Below are 17,786 nucleotides of genomic sequence, written 5' to 3'. Positions count from 1 at the left end.
GAGGTAACCTGCTGTAAATACGAAAAAAAAGAGCGCGCAGCAGCGAGTCCATGCAGGCGGCGCGCAGCCTGGAAAAACTAAAACATCGGGGCGTGGGTGTCTGACATGGGAAGCGGGGACAAGCCATACCGGACAGGGGCCACACAACCTCCCCTGTAGGAGTGAGCCTGCTCGCGATGGCGTCAGGTCAGGCGATATGTTCGTGACTGACCCACCGCAATCGCGAGCAGGCTCACTCCTACAGGGATTGTGGTCGCCGTCAGAGCCGGCGTTTGCGGTTGAGGCTCGGGATGGTGGTCTGGGCGATTTCGACCTGCTTCGCCTGCCGCGAGGTCTGAGCCGCCAGCGCGGCCAGTGTCGGCTGGCTGAACAGCGTGCGCGCGTCGACATGCAGACCGGCCAGACGCATGCGCGCGACCAGACTGACCGCCAGCAACGAATGCCCGCCCAGCTCGAAGAAGTTGTCGTGCCGGCCCACCCGCTCGACCTTGAGCACCTGCGCCCAGATCTGCGCCAACGCGGTTTCCACGTCGCCTGCGGGGGCCTCGTAAGGACGGCTGAGCAGCGCCTCCGCCCCCGGTTCCGGCAACGCCTTGCGGTCGATTTTGTCGTTCGGCGTCAACGGCAACGCCGCCAGCCTCACGTAGGCGCCAGGCACCATGAACTCCGGCAACTGCGCCAACACATGCGCTCGCAATGCTTCCAGCGTCGGTGCAGCCAGTTCGGCGCGCAGGGTGTAATAAGCCACCAGTCGCTCATCGCGTACCAGCACCACCGCCTCGCGGATGGCCGGGTGTTCCAGCAGGCGCGCTTCAATCTCGCCCAGCTCAAGGCGCACTCCGCGCAGCTTGACCTGAAAGTCGTTGCGACCGAGGAATTCGAGGTTGCCATCGGCGCCGTAACGCACCAGATCACCGGTGCGATACAAGCGATCACCAGCCACGAACGGACTGTCGATAAAGCGTTCGGCCTGCAATTGCGGCAGTCCCAGATAGCCCCGCGCCACGCCCACTCCGCCAATGTGCAAATGCCCACTGACGCCAAACGGCACAGGCTGATCAAAGGCATCGAGGACGTATAGCCGCGTGTTGCTCAGGGCCTTGCCGATCGGCACCAGTGTCTGCGGCACCGGTTCGCCGGGTTGCAGCGTCCAGCCACTGCTGTCGACCGTGGTTTCGGTCGGCCCGTAGACGTTGTGCAGGCGCACCCACGGCAGGCGTTCGCGCACTTGCCGGGCCAGCGCAACGGTCAACTCGCCGCCACCGTTGAGCACGTCGGTCAGGCTGGTGCACTGGCTGACATCGTCCTGTTCAATGAACTGCTGCAACAAGGCCGGCACGAACTTGACCACGGTGATGTTCTGCTCACGGATCACTTGCGTGACATACGCCGAATCGCGATTGCCATCGGCTCGCGCCAGGATCAGGCGCATGCCCGAGCACAGTGGCCAGAAGATCTCCCACACCGAACTGTCGAAACTGTACGGGGCCTTTTGCAGCAACGCCCCGTGTTCAGTCGGCGGCGACAACTGCGAACCCCAGTGCACCATGTTGCAGGCGCTGCGGTGCTCGATCATCACGCCTTTCGGCGTGCCCGTGGAGCCGGAGGTGTAGATCATGTAGGCCAGATTCGTCGCACCGAGACCAGGCACCTGCAGATTCTCGTGCGGTTGGTCCCGCCATACACCGAGATCGAGATCGATCAGCGGCACGCGGGATTCGCCGAGCAAATCACGCGTTGCGGCATGCACCAGCAGCGCGACCGGGGCGCTGTCCTGCAACATGTAGTTCAGCCGTTGCTGCGGATAATCGGGATCGAGCGGCACATAAGCACCGCCAGCCTTGAGAATGCCCAACAGACCGATCACCAGTTCCGGCCCGCGCTCGACGCAGATCGCGACCCGCGAATCCGGTTGCACGCCGAGCCCGCGCAGATGATGGGCCAGGCGGTTGGCCTGCTCGTTCAACTCGCGATAGCTCAGGCGTTGCTCGGCGAACTGCACGGCGATGGCATGCGGCTTGCGCTGCACCTGTTGTTCAAACAGCGCCTGAAGTGGCTGATCCAGCGGGCAGTCGACTGCCGTATCGTTGAACTCGATCAGCAGCCGTTGCAGTTCCTCCTGCGGTAACAACGGCAGGCTATTCAGCGGCCGCTGCGGCGTGTTCTCCAGCGCTTCGACCAACACGCTCAGCGCTGACTGCACATAACTGCAAATCCGCTGCGCACCGATGCTCGACAGGGTTCGGCTGGTCAGACGCAAGCCTGTGCCGAGGTCATCGACACTCAGGGTAAACGGATAATTGGTCCGCTCCTCGTTGGCCAGGGTCTCGATGCCCTGCCAGGTTTGCCGGGAGGTTTTTTGCCCGACATCATCGCTGTGCCGATAGTTGAGCAAGGCGCTGAACAGCGGCGCCGGCGCAGCAACGCCGCTGCAACGCTGGGCCAGCGCCAACGAAGCGTGTTCATGGGCAAGCAACGCGCTCAGGCGCGCATGGGTGGACTTCAGCGCTGCGCGCGCACCCTCGCCGACATCGACCCGCAGCGGCAAGGTGTTGATGAACACCCCGAGCGCCCGGTCGGCACCCGCGCCACCCTGCATGCGGCCCATCAACACCGTGCCAAATACGACACTTTGCTGCGCGGAGGTCGCCGCCAATACTTGCGCCCAGGCGAGGTGGATCAGGCTGGCGATGCTCACGCCCGCCAGGCGTGCCTGCTGCTGCAGGCGCTGATACAGATCGCTGCCCAGCGCCTGCTCGGCTTCTTCGATGTTGCTGCCGTCGCCCTGCACGTTCTGCAAAGCGAACGGCAAGGTCGGCTCGTCGATGTCGCCGAGCATCTGGCGGAAGAACGCTTCATGCTCCTGCTCACTGACGCCCAGTCGCGTCTGCGCCACGTAGTTGCGATACGGTACTGGCGGCGCCAGCGTCTCCGAGTGCCCGGACAGGCTGGCGTGGATTTCTTCGCGCATCGCCTCCAGCGCAATGTGATCCATCGCCAGGTGATGGAACAACAAGATGCCGACCACCCGATTGTGCGCGGGATCACGGGCATACATCAGGCGCAGCAGCGGCGCCTGACTGACATCGAGGCGATAACGCCGCGCGTCGAAACGCTCGTGCAATTGATCGATGATCGCGCCACGGGCAGGATCAAATTCAACCTCCTGCACCGGCAAAATCGCCTCGCGCCAAACGACCTGAACCGGTGACGTCAGCCCTTCCCAAACCACCGCCGTACGCAGGATGTCGTGCCGCGCCATGACCTGACGCAGCGCAGCGGCAAAGGCCTCGACCCGCTCGAGGCTGTCGAACGCCAGCAGCGATTGCAGCAAATACGGATCGCCCTGCGCAGCGGTGATGTGGTGATAGAGAATGCCTTCCTGCAACGGGGCCAACGGGTAGATGTCCTGCACATTGGCGGCACCGCCCGGCACGGTCGCGACGATGCGTTCGATCATCGCCTGATCCAGTTGCACCAATGGCAACAGGTCCGGCGTGATGTACGTGCAATCGGGCGCAATGCGGTTAGCCGGCACCTCGACTTCGCGGCCGCTGCCCTCTGCCGCCGCTAACGCCGCCAGTGTCGGTTGGTTGAACAGCACGCGAACATCGCTGCTCATGCCAATCTGGCGCATGCGTTCGATCAGGCCTACGGCGAGCAAAGAGTGGCCGCCCAGCTCAAAGAAATGGTCGTGACGCCCTACCCGGTCGACCTGCAGGACCTCGGCCCAGATCTGCGCCAAGGCGATTTCGACGTCACCTTGTGGCGCCTCGTATTGACGACGGATCAACGCGTCCGGCCCCGGCGCCGGCAACGCCTGACGGTCGAGTTTGCCGTTGGCGGTCAGCGGCAAACTCGCCAATTGAATGTAGGCGGACGGCAGCATGGCGGCTGGCAAACGCGATGTCAGATGCGCATGCAGTTGCTGGATGTCCAGCGCTTCGCGCTCGGTGAACCATGCCAACAATTGACCGTCGCGCACCAGCACCACGGCTTCCTGCACCGCGTCATGGCTGGCGAGTGCGGCTTCGATTTCGCCCAGCTCGACACGCACCCCGCGAACTTTCACCTGGTCATCGTTGCGACCGATGTACTCAATATTGCCGTCGGCGCGCCACCGCGCGAGGTCGCCGGTGCGGTACATGCGCGCATCAGGCTGCGCACTGAACGGGTCGTCGAGAAAGCGTTCGGCGGTCAGGTCCGGACGATTCAGATAACCCCGGGCCACCCCGGCGCCGCCGACATACAACTCGCCCATGATGCCGATCGGCACCGGACGCTGCTGATCATCGAGCAGATAAGTCGTGGCATTGCTGACGGGTTTGCCGATGTGCAACGCCTGCCCCGGAGTGATTAGCCCCGACGTGGCGACCACCGTGGCCTCGGTCGGGCCGTAGTTGTTGACCACCGCGAACGACTGCGCGCGGTTGAACTGGCGCAGACGATCGCCGCCGATCAGCAAGGTGCGCAAGGTCGGATGATCGGCCTGTTGGCTGAAGGTGTATTCGGCAATCGGCGTCGGCAGAAAGCTGACGTCCAGCGGCTGCGCCCGCCACCAGGCGAGCAGCGCATCGATGTCTTCGCTACCTTCGCTCGCGGGTGCAAAATGCAGCGTTGCCCCGGCACACAGCGCCGGCCACACCTCCCAGGCCATCGCGTCAAAACCGAAGCCGGCCAGGCTTGAGGTGTGCTGCCCGGGGCCAAGTCCAAACGCCGCACAGTGCCAGTCGACCAGATTGCCCAGCGTGCGGTGCTCGACCATCACGCCTTTGGGCAAACCGGTGGAGCCGGAGGTGTAAATCACATAGGCGAGGTGGCGGCTGTTCAACCCCGTCACGTCGGGATCGGTCGTGTTGTCGAGCGACCATTCGCGCCGATCCAACTCGATCACCGGCAGCGTTGTGGCGGGCAGATGATCACGCAGATCGCTTTGCGTCAGCAGCGCCACCGGCGCACTGTCGCTGAGCAGATAACTCAGGCGCTCGGGCGGATGCGCCGGATCAATCGGCACATAAGCAGCGCCAGCCTTGAGAATCGCCAACAGCCCGACCAGCGTGTCCAGGCCACGGCGGGCAACCATTGCCACACGATCGTCAGGAAGCACGCCGAGGCCGATCAGATGATGGGCCAACGCATTGGCTTGCCGATTCAGCTCGGCATAACTCAGGGTTCGTCCCTGGTACGTAGCGACCACAGCGTCCGGCTCTTCGGCCACTCGCGATTCGAAGCGCTGATGAATCAGTCGGCCTTGCGGATAACTGAACCGGGTGTCGTTCCACTCATTGAACAGGGCCAGTTCTGCCGGGCTATTGAGGTTGAAATCGGCGATCGCCAGCGCCGGGCATTCCAGACCTTGCTGCAGAATCAGCAGCAAGCGCTCGGTCAACGCCGCGATCTCGTCAGCCGTGAAATAGGCTGGCGAGTACACCAGATGCAGCCAGGCCTTGTCGGTGTAACGGTTGCTGCGCAGGTGAATGGCCAGCGGAGTCGCCTCGTGCTGGTTGGAGACCTTTACCGAGTGCCCCGAAGCCTCACCGTAACGGTAGTCATGGTCGTCCTGCTCGTAGGACAGCGACAACTCGAACAGTTGCGCACGGTCGTCACGTAACAGGCCCAACGCGCGGTTCATCTCGCTCAGTGGGTAGCGTTGATGGCGGAAATCCTGCTTCAGGTCAGCGCCGATCGCCTTGATCAATCCAGCGAATGACAACGTTCGACCGAAGCCCATGCGCATTGCACTGACCTGGGTGAACAAGCCCAAGGTGCTTTTGAAGCGGGCACCGGAGCGATTGAGAATCGGCAAACCGACCACCCACTCATCACGTTGCGCGGTGCGACTGAAATACACGTGCAGCGCCGCCAGCAATACATGAAAGGCCGAACCGCCGAGGTGCCGCGCAGTGTCTTTCATGCGCTCGTGCAGCACGGCTGGAAAAGCCTCGACGTGGATGCGACTTGGCGCTGCTTCAATATCAAGGAATTCGCGATGACGGGGCGTCAACAAGGGCTCGGGCAAGCTACGGTACTTGTCCAGCCAGTAACGTTGATCGCGCTCATAGCGAGGTGACTGATGGTAGCGCGCGTCTTCTTCGATAAAGCCGACATAGGACGGTGCCGCCCTGCGCGGATGCTCGCCACGGCACAACGTGCTGTAGATCTCGCCCACCGACTTGAACAGCAGCGCGAACGCCCAGCCATCGATGATCAAGTGATGGGCCTGGGCTGCCAGCCAGTGACGATGGCGATCGAGGCGAATCAGACTGAAGCGGAACAACGCCTGCCCGCTCAACACAAAGGCCTGCGCCATCTGTGCTTCAACCAGCGCCCGGGCCGCCGACTGCGGATCGGCTTGGCCGCTGAGATCAAACAGCGGCATGGCCACCGGCAGTGCCGGCGCAAACCCTTGCAACGGCAGTCCGTCGTGCCCCACGTCCGCGAGCAGCACAATGCGCAAGGCATCATTCGCTGCCACCAGAGACTCAAGCGCCGATTGCAGCAATGCCGGATCCAGCGGCCCGCTCAGCTCCACGTAACCGCCAATGTTGTACAGCGGCGAATCGCCGCGGCTCAGTTGGTCCAGCCAGATATCCCGTTGGGCGGCAGTCAGCGCAAATGTCTCGACAGGCACGGACACATCGTCCGCCACGTTGGCAGAAGTAGGCTGCATAAGATCCATCTCATGAAATTTTGCCGGTATTCAAGCATCGGCCCCGGCGCCGACATGACACCTGAAACCCGGACAACCACCAGGCTCGTTCGCGCCTGTCTGACCTTGCGGGCGTGTTTACCGTAGGCACTGTCGAAAAGTTCGGAGAGGAAATACTGAAAAGCTTGTAGGAAAAAAACCACATAGCAGCGCCGCCATTTACCCGAGCGCTGCCGATCAGAATTCCCCTTCGCCAGGTTTTCCGGGGCTTGAGCGTGACTGAACAGTCACTCTCGCCGCTACGCCGGCGTTTAACAGCGTCAGAACCCCGGCGCCAATATTCAGAAATAGTGGCACTTTGTGTCCCTGTTTTCCCCTACAGACGTAGGACAAATCCATAGGCTTAAATCCCGCTCCAGATCATGTTCAAGGAGAAATGACTGCGTGGGCGGCTTTTACAGAGACGGCAGACGATTCAGTGATGGCTCTGAACCAAGGATGAAGGATATGAATCTGACCGGCAGCATTCGTAATATGGAAAACCCACACTTCTACTGGCAACTGGGTGAGTTGATTGCCAGCACCGGCGATGATCACTTCGCCACGAACATGTTCCAGTTGGTCGACACCTTGGTGCCGGTCAACCGCGTGGATCTCAGTGAGTGGACGCTGGATGAACGTCAGGCCAGTGTGGTCGACATCAAACCGTTGGGCAGCGCCGGTTTGACGCAGACCTGTGCAGCGCCCAATCCGCTGGAAAGCCCCGACGATCATCCGCTGCTGCAGAAGATGATCGAGATGAACGACTCGCTGCTGATTCAACTGAAAGCCTCGCTCCAGCCTCGCCATCCGCAACACAGTGCCCATCAATGCAATCTGGTTTCGCGTACGTCCAACCGCCGTTGCGTGATTTCGTTTTACCGACCGCATACCCAACGGGTGTTTTCCCTGCCGGAGCTGTCGTTTCTCAAGAGCCTGTCCGACACCCTGCTGCCACTGATCGAACGTCACGCGCAGATCAGTCGGCAAATCCTCGCCCGGCAACCGCGCCAACCATTGGCCGAGCTGGATCAGGCGCCGCTGGCGCAGGTGTTCGATGAGCGCCTGGCATTAAGCGACATCGCCCTGTCGGTGCGCGAGAAAGAAGTCTGCCTCGGCCTGTTGACCGGCGGCACCGTGCCGCAAATGGCGGAAAAGCTGCGAGTCAAAAACAGCTCGATCGAGACGTACCTGAAACGCGCCACCGCCAAACTCGGCGTCAGTGGCCGTCATGGCCTGGCGAAATGGATGGCCGGGGCCTGAGCACAACGCTCTTTATATGCATGAGGCAGTTCGATGTTGACGTTGCGACTTTCCCTGCTGTCCATCGCGGTGCTGATGGGCGGTTGTTCATTGATTCCCGAGTATCAGCGCCCCGCGTCCCCCACCGCCGCGCAGTATCCGACAGCAACGCAGCCAGCCACGAGCGCCGAGGACTGGCGCACGCTGTTCACCGATCCGGCGCTGCAACAACTGATCGAAAGCGCACTGGTCAACAACCGCGACCTGCGCGTGGCGGCACTCAACGTCGAAGCCTTTCAGGCGCAATACCGCATTCAGCGCGCCGACCTGCTGCCGGCGGTGTCGGCCAATGCCAATGAATTGCGCCAGCGCATGCCGCCGAGCGTGACCCAAGGCAAAGCGCTGATCAATTCGACGTACTCGGTCAACCTCGGCATCAGCGCTTATGAGCTGGACTTCTTCGGCCGCGTGCGCAGCCTCAGCGAGCAAGCGCTGCAAACCTGGCTTGCGACTGAAGAAGCGCGGCGCAGCGCACAGTTGAGTCTGGTGGCCAACGTCGCCAACGCCTACCTGACCTGGCGCGCCGATCAGGAGTTGCTGGAATTGACCCGCGACACCCTTGCTGCCGATGAACAGAGCCTGCACCTGACCACCCGCAACCGTGAGGCCGGCAAATCGTCAGCGCTGGAGCAGGCGCAGGCCAGAACCAGCGTCGACAGTTCACGGGCCAATCTGGCGCGCTATCAGCGTCAGGTCGCCCAGGACTTGAACAGCCTGACCTTGCTGGTCGGCGCGCCGGTGCCCGAGTCACTGCCCGCCCGCCCACTGGCCAGCGATCTGGTGCAACAACTGCCCGCCGGGTTGCCCTCGGATCTGCTGCAGCGTCGGCCGGACATCCTTCAGGCGGAGTACAAACTGAAAGCAGCCAACGCCAATATCGGTGCGGCACGGGCGGCGTTTTTTCCCAGTGTCAGCCTGACGGCGAATGCCGGGACGTCGAGCCGCGGTCTGTCCGGGCTGTTCGGCGGTGGCTCTGGCGCCTGGACCTTTCAGCCGCAGATCAGCCTGCCGATTTTTAACGCCGGCAGCCTGCGCGCCAGCCTGGATTATTCGAAATTGCAGAAAGATGTGGCGGTGGCCGAATACGAAAAGTCGATTCAAACCGCGTTTCAGGAAGTCGCCGACGGCCTCGCTGCGCGCAGCACGTATCAGCAGCAATTGCAGGCGCAGCGGGATCTGGTCGCGGCCACACAGACTTACTACAACCTGGCGCAGAACCGTTATCAGAATGGCGTTGACAGCAGCCTGACGTTCCTCGATGCGCAGCGCTCGCTGTTCAGTTCGCAGCAAGGCCTGATCACCGATCGCCTCGCGCAACTGGTCGCCGAGGTCAATCTGTACACCGCGCTGGGCGGGGGCTGGAGCGCCGCTGAATCAAGCGTGCAGTAAGCTGTAGTCACTTTTTCTTACACCTTTTGTCGCGCGATCCTGTGCCGTGCGGCGATCCGTGGCCGGCGTCTGCCTGCAGTTTGGTATCATGCGCCGCTTTTACGGTTAACCCCCCGCCAGTCCTGCTGACTGACGGGCTGCAAAAGGCGGTATTAGATGACGGCTTTGTTGACTCGCCGCAAGGTGCTTGCGGGAATGGGCGTACTCGGGCTCGGCCTGCTCGCCGGCTGCGACACCCGCGGCCAACTGTCGTACAAGTACGGCAAGGATCTGAGTAACAAGATCATGGGGCGCACCTTCAAACTGAAGAACACCGATGGCGAAACCATGACGCTGTCGAGCTTTCGCGGCATGATGCCGATGGTCTTCTTCGGCTTCACCCAGTGCCCGGCAGTCTGCCCGACCACCCTCGCCCGCGCGGCGAAAATCAAGAAACTGATGGGCGCCGATGGCGATCGTTTGCAGGTGATCTTCATCACCCTCGATCCCGAGCGCGATACCCCGGAAATCCTCGACGCCTACATGAAGGCCTTCGACCCGACGTTCGTTGCGCTGTACGGCACACTCGAGGAAACCGCGGCCACCGCCAAGGAATTCGACGTGTTCTACGAGAAAGTCCCGGCCGGCGACACCTATACCATCTCGCACACTGCCACCAGTTACGTTTACGACTCCAACGGCGGCTTGCGCCTGGGTCTGTCCACCTCGCTTTCGGCAGAACAATGCACGGAAGATTTGCTTACTGTTATGGAGGTTTGCTGATGCAACCTGTTCTGAACCACATCAAACGCGCTGTCATCGGTCTGTCTCTGCTGGGCCTGGCGTTCCAGGTGTCCGCGCAGACCAAAGTCGACGACGCCTGGGTCCGTGCCACCGTGCCGACCCAGTCCGCCAGCGGCGCGTTCATGACCCTCACCGCCGACAGTGACAGCAAGTTGCTCAGCGTCGCGACGCCGGCGGCCAAAGACGTGCAGATCCACGAAATGACCATGAAGAACGACGTCATGAGCATGGGCCCGGTGAAGTTCGTCGAGCTGCCGGCCGGCAAAGCCGTCAAGCTTGATCCGAACGGCTATCACGTGATGCTGATGGGCCTGAACGGTCAGCTCAAAGAAGGCGAAAGCGTACCGCTGACCCTGACCGTGGAAAACGCCAAGGGCGAAAAAGAAACCATCGAAGTGAAGGCACCGGTTCGTGCGCTGACCAACATGGAAGGTCACGATCACAGCAAAATGCACTGATCTGACTGAGCGGCAATAAAAAAGGGGCGGCCTGATCGATAATCAGGCCGCCCCTTTTTTTGTCTTTGATGGGCGCCGCATTAACGCCTGCGGGCCAATGCCTTGCGCACACTTTCCCGTGACATCCCCGAGCCGGAACGAGTCACGGTTTCAACGACGGTTGCCTTGGCCAACTGTCCCTTGCGCTTTTCCACCTCACGCCACTGATAACCGAGATATCCGCCTGCCGCCACAATCCCCAGCCAACCGAACACCGAACTGACGAAGAACCACAGCCCGAGGGTGATCCACACGGTTTTCGAGGTGAATAACTTCAAGCTGTCATCGGCAGGCACCGGTTCAGCCGGTTCAACCACTGCCTGCGTCACCGGTACTCTGTGCACCCCATCCAGATCAATGCGCCAAGCGAAGTCCGCCCCGGCCACCGGAATGTCTAGCTGATTGCCTTCAGCACGATGCACGCGAATTTCGCCATCGACGAGCGACATGGAGCTGAAACTGATCTGGGTTTCATGGTGAATCTCGCCGTTGACCAAGGTCACGACGGTTCGTTGTGGGTCATTGGGGGTCTCGCGCATGCCGATTCCTTGAGCGTTCCACGTCGGACGACGTGCGATGGGATAATCCGTTGGAGTCGAATGCTACTGAGTGGCTATTACGCTGTCCAGAAACAACCCACGGTGTTCCCTCCTTGACCCGGCGTTATCAACTCCCCGCGCCACCATGCGCCTCTTCAAAGAAGTAATCCTTCCAGCTCTCAGCCTTGTTCTTCAGCACACCCAGTTCCTGCAACTTCTCGGCATAGATAAAGGTGCGCTGTGGCACCACGGTGAAGTCGATTTCCGGGTCTTTGACGATTTGCTCGACCAGGGCCAGCGGCAACTTCGACTGCTCGACACGGATATAAGCCTGAGCCGCCGCCGGTTTGTCGGCCTTGATGATTTTCTCAGCCTCAGCCAAAGCGTCGTAGAACGCCTTATAGGTTTTCGGGTTTTCGTCGTGGAATTTTTCCGTGGTGTAGAGCACGTTGAATGTCGCCTGACCGCCGAGCACATCATAAGAGCTCAGCACTTTGTGCACGTTGGGATTCTGCAACGCCTGGTACTGGAACGGCGGGCTGGAGAAGTGCGAGTTGATCTCAGAGCCACCGGCGATCAGCGCGGCGGTCGCATCGGGGTGCGGCAGGCTGACTGAAATATCGTCGAATTTCTTGTACTGCGCGTCACCGAATTCCTTGGCGGTTTCGATCTGCAAGGTGCGTGACTGGAAGCCCACGCCGGCAGCCGGCACGGCAATCCGGTCCTTGTCGGTGAAGTCCTTGAGCGTTTTGATGTTCGGGTTGTTGGTCAGCAAATAGTTGGGCATCGAACCCAGCGCGGCGATGGCTTTGACGTTCTGTTTGCCTTTGGTGCGATCCCACACGGTGAGCATCGGCGGCACACCGGCGGACACCACGTCGAGGGATCCGGTAAGTAATGCTTCGTTCATCGCGGTGGCCCCGGAGATGCTGTTCCAGTCGACCTTGATGTCGAGGCCCTGCTCCTTGCCGTGTTTTTCGATGAGATTCTGGTCGCGCACTACATCGAGAATCAGGTAACCGATGCCGAATTGCTGGGCGATGCTGATCTTGCCTTCGGCCTGGGCGCCGGTGCTGAACAACGCACTCGCGGCCAGGGAGGCGGCCAACAGAGTCAGTGCAGAACGTTTGAACGGTGTGGCCATGACAACCTCGCAGCATGGGAGTGGTGTGCTGAAAGGCCTGACTTTATCGCTATAAAAAACAGAAATTAAATACCTTTATCGCATATCGATAGCACGGGTTGTCGAGCGAAAGGAGGCTGCAATCTTTTGATTCCGGGTTTCGATAACAAGATCAAAAGATCGCAGCGTGCCGCAACTCCTACATTGGAATCCGGTGGCGGCTCGACGGGTTAAACAGCCTGAAACAATAAATCCACCAGCCTCAATATCGTCGATTGCCGTGCCACGCGAAGGCGGGTCAGGCCTGCAGACACTCCATCACCTTCAGAGGCCACCGCACCAGCGCATCAGCTGAGGGTTTAAAAGGGCGATCAGACAGCTCACCCTTGGTATCATCGCGCACACTTTTATGACGGTTTAATGGCTGGAAGGTCTTTTTTGTGAGCGCTCTTTTTAATCGGTTGCGGCAGCCGCATGCCCGCCTCTTTTCCCTGATTGTTCTGGTGCTGGTGGTGCCGCTGTGCCTGCGTGCGGCGCTGGGTTGGTCGGCACCGCTGGGCTATTTGTCGGATCTGGCCATCGGCAGCCTGTTGGTGGTGTTGCTGCATCGCCGGGCGTGGTGGCTGGCCTTGCCGGTGTTGCTGTTCTGGGGATTGCTGGCGGTGGCGACCGCTGAACTGGTCAGCGCGGTCGGTCGGCTGCCGACGCCTTCGGACATTCATTACCTGATCGATCCGCAGTTCGTGGAAAACTCCACGGGTGGCGGCCTGGCCCATCCTGCACTGGGCATCACTTTGGTACTGGCCCTGCTGTTCTGGCTGCTGACCCGGTTTGCCAACCGCAACCTGCCACGTTCGCCCCTGCCCCGCGCTGCCTGGAGCGCACCGCTGGTGTTGTTCGCCGCCCACTGGGGCGCGCAGAACCTGTGGCCGAGCGAAGCGGATCCGTGGCGCCAGTACAACCTGCCGCACCAATTGCTGGCCAGCGAGGTCGCCGATCTGCAGATCCAGGCCGAGGAATGGCTGGACGGCGATGTCGAAGAACCCGCGCCGGCCATGGCCGGGCTCACCGACGTCGACCTCAACGGGCAGAAACTGCTGGCCGCGCCGGGACAAGCACGCAACGTGCTGATCATCGCGCTGGAAGGCATTCCCGGGGCTTACATCCGCGCCAACCGCGAGGCGATCGGCAGCCATTATCAGGAAGACCTGATGCCCAACCTCAGCCGCTGGGCCGAGCGCGGCATGAACACCCCGGACTACGTGCTGCATACGCACCAGACCATTCGCGGTCTGTACGCGATGCTCTGCGGCGATTACGACAAACTCAACAACGGCACGCCCAAAGGCGTGGAAATGCTCACCCTCAACGAGCGCAATCAGGCCTGCCTGCCGGCGCAGCTGCGCGAACACGGCTTCAGCACGCACTATCTGCAAGGTGCCGGGCTGCGCTTCATGGCCAAAGACAAGATCATGCCGCACATTGGTTTCGATGCGACTCATGGTCTGGAATGGTTCAGCAACAGCAATTATCTGGAATTCCCGTGGGGCAAGGATGACAAGGCGTTTTTCGAAGGTGCGCTGGATTATGTCGGCCAACTGAAAAAGCAGAAGAAGCCGTGGATGCTGACATTGCTGACCGTCGGCACCCATCAGCCCTACTCCGCGCCCGAGGAATACCTGGAGCGCTACGAAACGCCGAAACAGGCCGCCGTCGGTTATCTCGACGATGCGCTGGAGCAATTCCTCAGGGGCCTCGAACGCCAGGGCGTCCTGAAAGACACGCTGGTGGTGATCACTTCGGACGAATCCCATGGCATTGACGGCGTGCGCCTGGCCTCTTCATGGGGCTTCAACCTGACCCTGGCGCCGGAGCATGAACAACTGCCAAGGCTCAACAAAGGCGTGTATGGCCACGTCGATCTGAGCACTTCCATCCTCGACTACTTCGACCTGCCGGTGCCTTCCGCGCTGAGCGGCCGCTCGCTGTTTCGCGACTACGACAGCGGCCGCGAAATCATGTCGTTCACCAACGGCAAGCTGCGCTATCACAACGGTCAGGGGATTTTTTCCGAGTGCGACATGCCGCGCCGCTGCCGCTATTACGAAAGCGCCGGCTTCATCGCTGAAAGCGCCACGTACAAAGGCAACTACAGCGGTCATCCGGCCCGGCAGATCGCCGCCCGCGCCAACGCCCTCGACCTGTCGCTGCTGCGCACGCCGCTCAATCATCGCTATCAGTTCGGCAGCACCAACGTCATCCCGCTGCAAGCGCAAATCAAGGATGACTGGGCCGACAACCTGATCGGCGCGCAGTACCTGGAAATGCCCAAAGGCTCGCACACCCGCGTGCGCCTGACCGTACGCTCGGTCGATCCGCAACAAGCGGCGTACATTCAGCTCAAGGCCAAGGAGTTTGAACAGGACGTGCAGATTGGCCTGCCGCAGGAGATGGTGGCAACCGCCGAGCAGCCACTGGAAATGAACTTCAGCTTCGACAACCCGCAAGAGCGCAAAGCGTTTTCTTTCCATTTGCTGGGGTATGGATTGGGCGCGGTTGAGGTGACGGATTTCAGTGTGATTACCGAGTTGCCAGGGCAAGAGGACATCCTTGACGACGTGCCGGAGGACGACACGGCCCAATCCACCTGATCAAGGTCCTATAGGGGCGAGCGCGCAGTAAAAGGTTCTGACTATCAACGTCCAATAGTCGGCCTATTAGCTGACTTCCCCAGTCGGGTCTAGCCTTACTAGTCCGAAGTCGGCACGAGCCGGCCGTAGCAGACCTGATAAGGACCCGAACATGGCAAACGAATCGAAATGCCCGTTCAACCACGCCGCCGGTGGTGGCACGACGAACCGTGACTGGTGGCCGAATCAACTCAACCTGAAAATCCTCAGTCAGCATTCGCCAAAGTCCGATCCGTTGGGCAAGGATTTCGACTACGCCAAAGCCTTCAAAAGCCTGGACTTCCAGGCGCTGAAACAAGACCTCAATGCGCTGATGACCGACTCTCAGGACTGGTGGCCGGCCGACTTTGGCCACTACGGCCCCCTCTTCATCCGCATGGCCTGGCACAGCGCCGGCACCTATCGAACCGCCGATGGCCGTGGTGGCGCCGGCTCCGGGCAACAGCGCTTCGCTCCACTGAACAGCTGGCCGGACAACGTCAGCCTCGACAAGGCCCGGCGCCTGCTGTGGCCGATCAAGCAGAAATATGGCCGCAATATTTCCTGGGCTGACCTGATCGTTCTCACTGGGAACGTCGCGCTGGAATCCATGGGTTTCAAAACCTTCGGATTCTCCGGTGGCCGCCCCGATGTGTGGGAGCCGGACGAAGACGTTTACTGGGGTTCGGAGCACGAATGGCTGGGCGGCGACAGCCGTTACGGCAAGGACAAGTCCGCCATGCAGGAACCCGGTGACGGTACGTTGGTCGCCGAGCCGGATTTGCATGGCAAAGAAGAGAGCCGCACCGATCAGGGCGAACGCAATCTGGAAAACCCGCTCGCCGCCGTGCAAATGGGCCTGATCTACGTGAACCCCGAAGGTCCGGAAGGCAATCCAGACCCGGTCGCTTCAGCCCACGACATCCGCGAAACCTTCGGCCGTATGGCCATGAACGATGAAGAAACCGTCGCGTTGATCGCTGGCGGTCACGCCTTCGGTAAAACCCACGGCGCCGGCCCAGCCGATAACGTCGGGCCTGAGCCGGAAGCGGCCGGCCTCGAAGAACAAGGCCTCGGTTGGCGCAACGCGTTCGGTACCGGCAAGGGTGGCGACACCATTACCAGCGGTCTGGAAGTGACCTGGACCACCACACCGACGAAGTGGAGCAACAACTACCTGGAAAACCTGTTCGGTTTCGAGTGGGAGCTGAGCAAAAGCCCGGCCGGTGCGCATCAGTGGATTCCGAAAAACGGCGCCGGTGCCGGTACCGTTCCGCATGCCCATGATCCGAGCAAAAAGCTTTCGCCGACCATGCTCACCTCCGACCTGGCGCTGCGTTTCGACCCGGCTTACGAGCAGATCTCGCGGCGCTTCCTCGCCAACCCGGATCAACTGGCCGACGCCTTCGCCCGAGCCTGGTACAAGCTGATCCACCGCGACATGGGCCCATTGTCGCGCTATCTCGGCCCGGAACTGCCGAGCGAAGAATTGCTGTGGCAGGATCCGATTCCGGATGTCAGTCATCCGCTGATCGACGACAGCGACGCGGCTGCGCTGAAAGGCAAAATCCTCGCGTCAGGCCTTTCGGTGTCGCAACTGGTCTCGACCGCATGGGCCGCTGCCTCGACGTTCCGTGGCTCCGACAAGCGCGGCGGCGCCAATGGTGGCCGTCTGCGTCTGGCACCGCAAAAGTTCTGGCAGGCCAACCAGCCTGAGCAACTGGCCAAAGTGCTGCAAACCCTTGAGGGCATTCAAAATGAATTCAACGGCGCAGCCACTGGCAAGAAAGTCTCTGTGGCAGACCTGATCGTGTTGGCCGGGAATGCCGGGGTCGAGCAAGCAGCGAAAAACGCTGGCCACTCGGTCACGGTGCCGTTCACACCGGGGCGTACGGATGCAACCCAAGAGCAAACCGATGTTGATTCCTTCGGTTTCCTTGAACCGATTGCCGATGGCTTCCGCAACTACAGCAAAGGCAAATACACCGTCTCGGCCGAGGCGTTGCTGATTGACAAGGCGCAACTGCTGACGCTTACCGCACCGGAGATGACTGTGCTGCTGGGCGGTTTGCGGGTGTTGAACACCAATGTCGGGCAAACCCGGCATGGTGTGTTCACTTCGCAGACCGAGGCGCTGACCAACGACTTCTTCACCAACCTGCTGGACATGGGGGTGGAGTGGAAGCCGACTTCGAGGGATGCGGATGAGTTCGAGGGGCGTGACCGTAAAACCGGCAGCGTGAAGTGGACGGCGACGCGGGTTGATCTGGTATTCGGCTCGAATGCGCAACTGCGGGCATTGGCTGAGGTGTATGCCAGTTCGGATGCGAAGGAGCAGTTTGTTAAGGACTTTGTTGCGGCGTGGACGAAGGTGACGAATCTGGATCGCTTTGATTTGAAGTAATTTTTCGGAAAATAAAAACGCCGCATTGTTTCAATGCGGCGTTTTTTTGTGTGTACGGCTTGGGTTTTATGGTGATGCGTAAATCCTACCCCCTCACCCCAGCCCTCTCCCCCAGGGGGGCGAGGGGGAAAGGGAGCCGATCTTCGTGCTTTTCAAGTCCTGAGTTCGACTCCGGACTTTCAGGTCGGTGTAACTCAACCATCCACCTCAGTCAGTCCCCTCTCCCACCGGGAGAGGGCTAGGGTGAGGGGCTTTTGATCTGTTTCAGAATCTGAGTTCGACTCCGGACTTTCAGGTCGGTGTAACTCAAAACATTCACCTCGGTCAGTCCCCTCTCCCACTGGGAGAGGGCTAGGGTGAGGGCCGGTCCACAGCTCGAACACCGACGCCAA

Annotated in this window: 9 protein-coding genes; 6 read left to right on the top strand and 3 right to left on the bottom strand. The window is 60.8% G+C overall.

Going from position 1 to position 17,786, the window contains the following annotated elements; translation table 11 throughout:
• Nucleotides 1-259: 259 nt before the first annotated feature.
• Nucleotides 260-6,670 (bottom strand): non-ribosomal peptide synthetase, encoded by a 6,411-nt coding sequence (locus HU754_RS12785; protein WP_186624356.1) that lies wholly within the window; start codon nt 6,668-6,670, stop codon nt 260-262.
• 486 nt (nt 6,671-7,156) lie between these two features.
• On the opposite strand from HU754_RS12785, the gene HU754_RS12780 reads away from it, so the two are divergent.
• From HU754_RS12780 to HU754_RS12765, 4 genes are all read left to right on the top strand, one after another.
• The gene (locus HU754_RS12780; RefSeq protein WP_186624355.1) at nt 7,157-7,951 is read left to right on the top strand and encodes a helix-turn-helix transcriptional regulator; all 795 of its coding nucleotides are present in this window, start codon (nt 7,157-7,159) and stop codon (nt 7,949-7,951) included.
• 33 nt (nt 7,952-7,984) lie between these two features.
• The gene (locus HU754_RS12775) at nt 7,985-9,379 is read left to right on the top strand and encodes an efflux transporter outer membrane subunit (protein ID WP_186624354.1); all 1,395 of its coding nucleotides are present in this window, start codon (nt 7,985-7,987) and stop codon (nt 9,377-9,379) included.
• A gap of 156 nt (nt 9,380-9,535) precedes the next feature.
• The gene (locus HU754_RS12770; protein WP_007915980.1) at nt 9,536-10,141 is read left to right on the top strand and encodes an SCO family protein; all 606 of its coding nucleotides are present in this window, start codon (nt 9,536-9,538) and stop codon (nt 10,139-10,141) included.
• Nucleotides 10,141-10,620, top strand: a complete 480-nt coding sequence (locus HU754_RS12765; RefSeq protein WP_093430737.1) for a copper chaperone PCu(A)C — start codon at nt 10,141-10,143, stop codon at nt 10,618-10,620. The genes HU754_RS12770 and HU754_RS12765 overlap by 1 nt, the downstream gene beginning before the upstream one ends.
• 80 nt (nt 10,621-10,700) lie before the next feature.
• Here the strand turns inward: HU754_RS12765 and HU754_RS12760 are convergent, their stop codons facing one another.
• The gene (locus HU754_RS12760; RefSeq protein WP_186624353.1) at nt 10,701-11,198 is read right to left on the bottom strand and encodes a hypothetical protein; all 498 of its coding nucleotides are present in this window, start codon (nt 11,196-11,198) and stop codon (nt 10,701-10,703) included.
• Between the two features lie 127 nt (nt 11,199-11,325).
• Nucleotides 11,326-12,342, bottom strand: a complete 1,017-nt coding sequence (locus HU754_RS12755) for an ABC transporter substrate-binding protein (protein ID WP_186624352.1) — start codon at nt 12,340-12,342, stop codon at nt 11,326-11,328.
• Between the two features lie 419 nt (nt 12,343-12,761).
• On the opposite strand from HU754_RS12755, the gene HU754_RS12750 reads away from it, so the two are divergent.
• Nucleotides 12,762-14,972 carry an LTA synthase family protein gene (locus tag HU754_RS12750; RefSeq protein ID WP_186624351.1) on the top strand — a complete coding sequence of 737 codons (2,211 nt, stop codon included), beginning with the start codon at nt 12,762-12,764 and terminating at the stop codon, nt 14,970-14,972.
• A gap of 151 nt (nt 14,973-15,123) precedes the next feature.
• Nucleotides 15,124-17,394 carry a catalase/peroxidase HPI gene (gene katG, locus HU754_RS12745; RefSeq protein WP_186624350.1) on the top strand — a complete coding sequence of 757 codons (2,271 nt, stop codon included), beginning with the start codon at nt 15,124-15,126 and terminating at the stop codon, nt 17,392-17,394.
• Nucleotides 17,395-17,786: the final 392 nt, after the last annotated feature.

Source organism: Pseudomonas zeae, assembly GCF_014268485.2.
Lineage (GTDB): Bacteria > Pseudomonadota > Gammaproteobacteria > Pseudomonadales > Pseudomonadaceae > Aquipseudomonas > Aquipseudomonas neuropathica.
This window is presented reverse-complemented; position numbering and strand designations above follow the sequence as displayed.

Excerpts from the sequence above, each read along its gene's own strand:
- HU754_RS12785 (WP_186624356.1), bottom strand. The coding sequence starts at position 6,670 with ATGCAGCCTACTTCTGCCAACGTGGCGGACGATGTGTCCGTGCCTGTC.
- HU754_RS12780 (WP_186624355.1), top strand. The coding sequence starts at position 7,157 with ATGAATCTGACCGGCAGCATTCGTAATATGGAAAACCCACACTTCTAC.
- HU754_RS12775 (WP_186624354.1), top strand. The coding sequence starts at position 7,985 with ATGTTGACGTTGCGACTTTCCCTGCTGTCCATCGCGGTGCTGATGGGC.
- HU754_RS12770 (WP_007915980.1), top strand. The coding sequence starts at position 9,536 with ATGACGGCTTTGTTGACTCGCCGCAAGGTGCTTGCGGGAATGGGCGTA.
- HU754_RS12765 (WP_093430737.1), top strand. The coding sequence starts at position 10,141 with ATGCAACCTGTTCTGAACCACATCAAACGCGCTGTCATCGGTCTGTCT.
- HU754_RS12760 (WP_186624353.1), bottom strand. The coding sequence starts at position 11,198 with ATGCGCGAGACCCCCAATGACCCACAACGAACCGTCGTGACCTTGGTC.
- HU754_RS12755 (WP_186624352.1), bottom strand. The coding sequence starts at position 12,342 with ATGGCCACACCGTTCAAACGTTCTGCACTGACTCTGTTGGCCGCCTCC.
- katG (WP_186624350.1), top strand. The coding sequence starts at position 15,124 with ATGGCAAACGAATCGAAATGCCCGTTCAACCACGCCGCCGGTGGTGGC.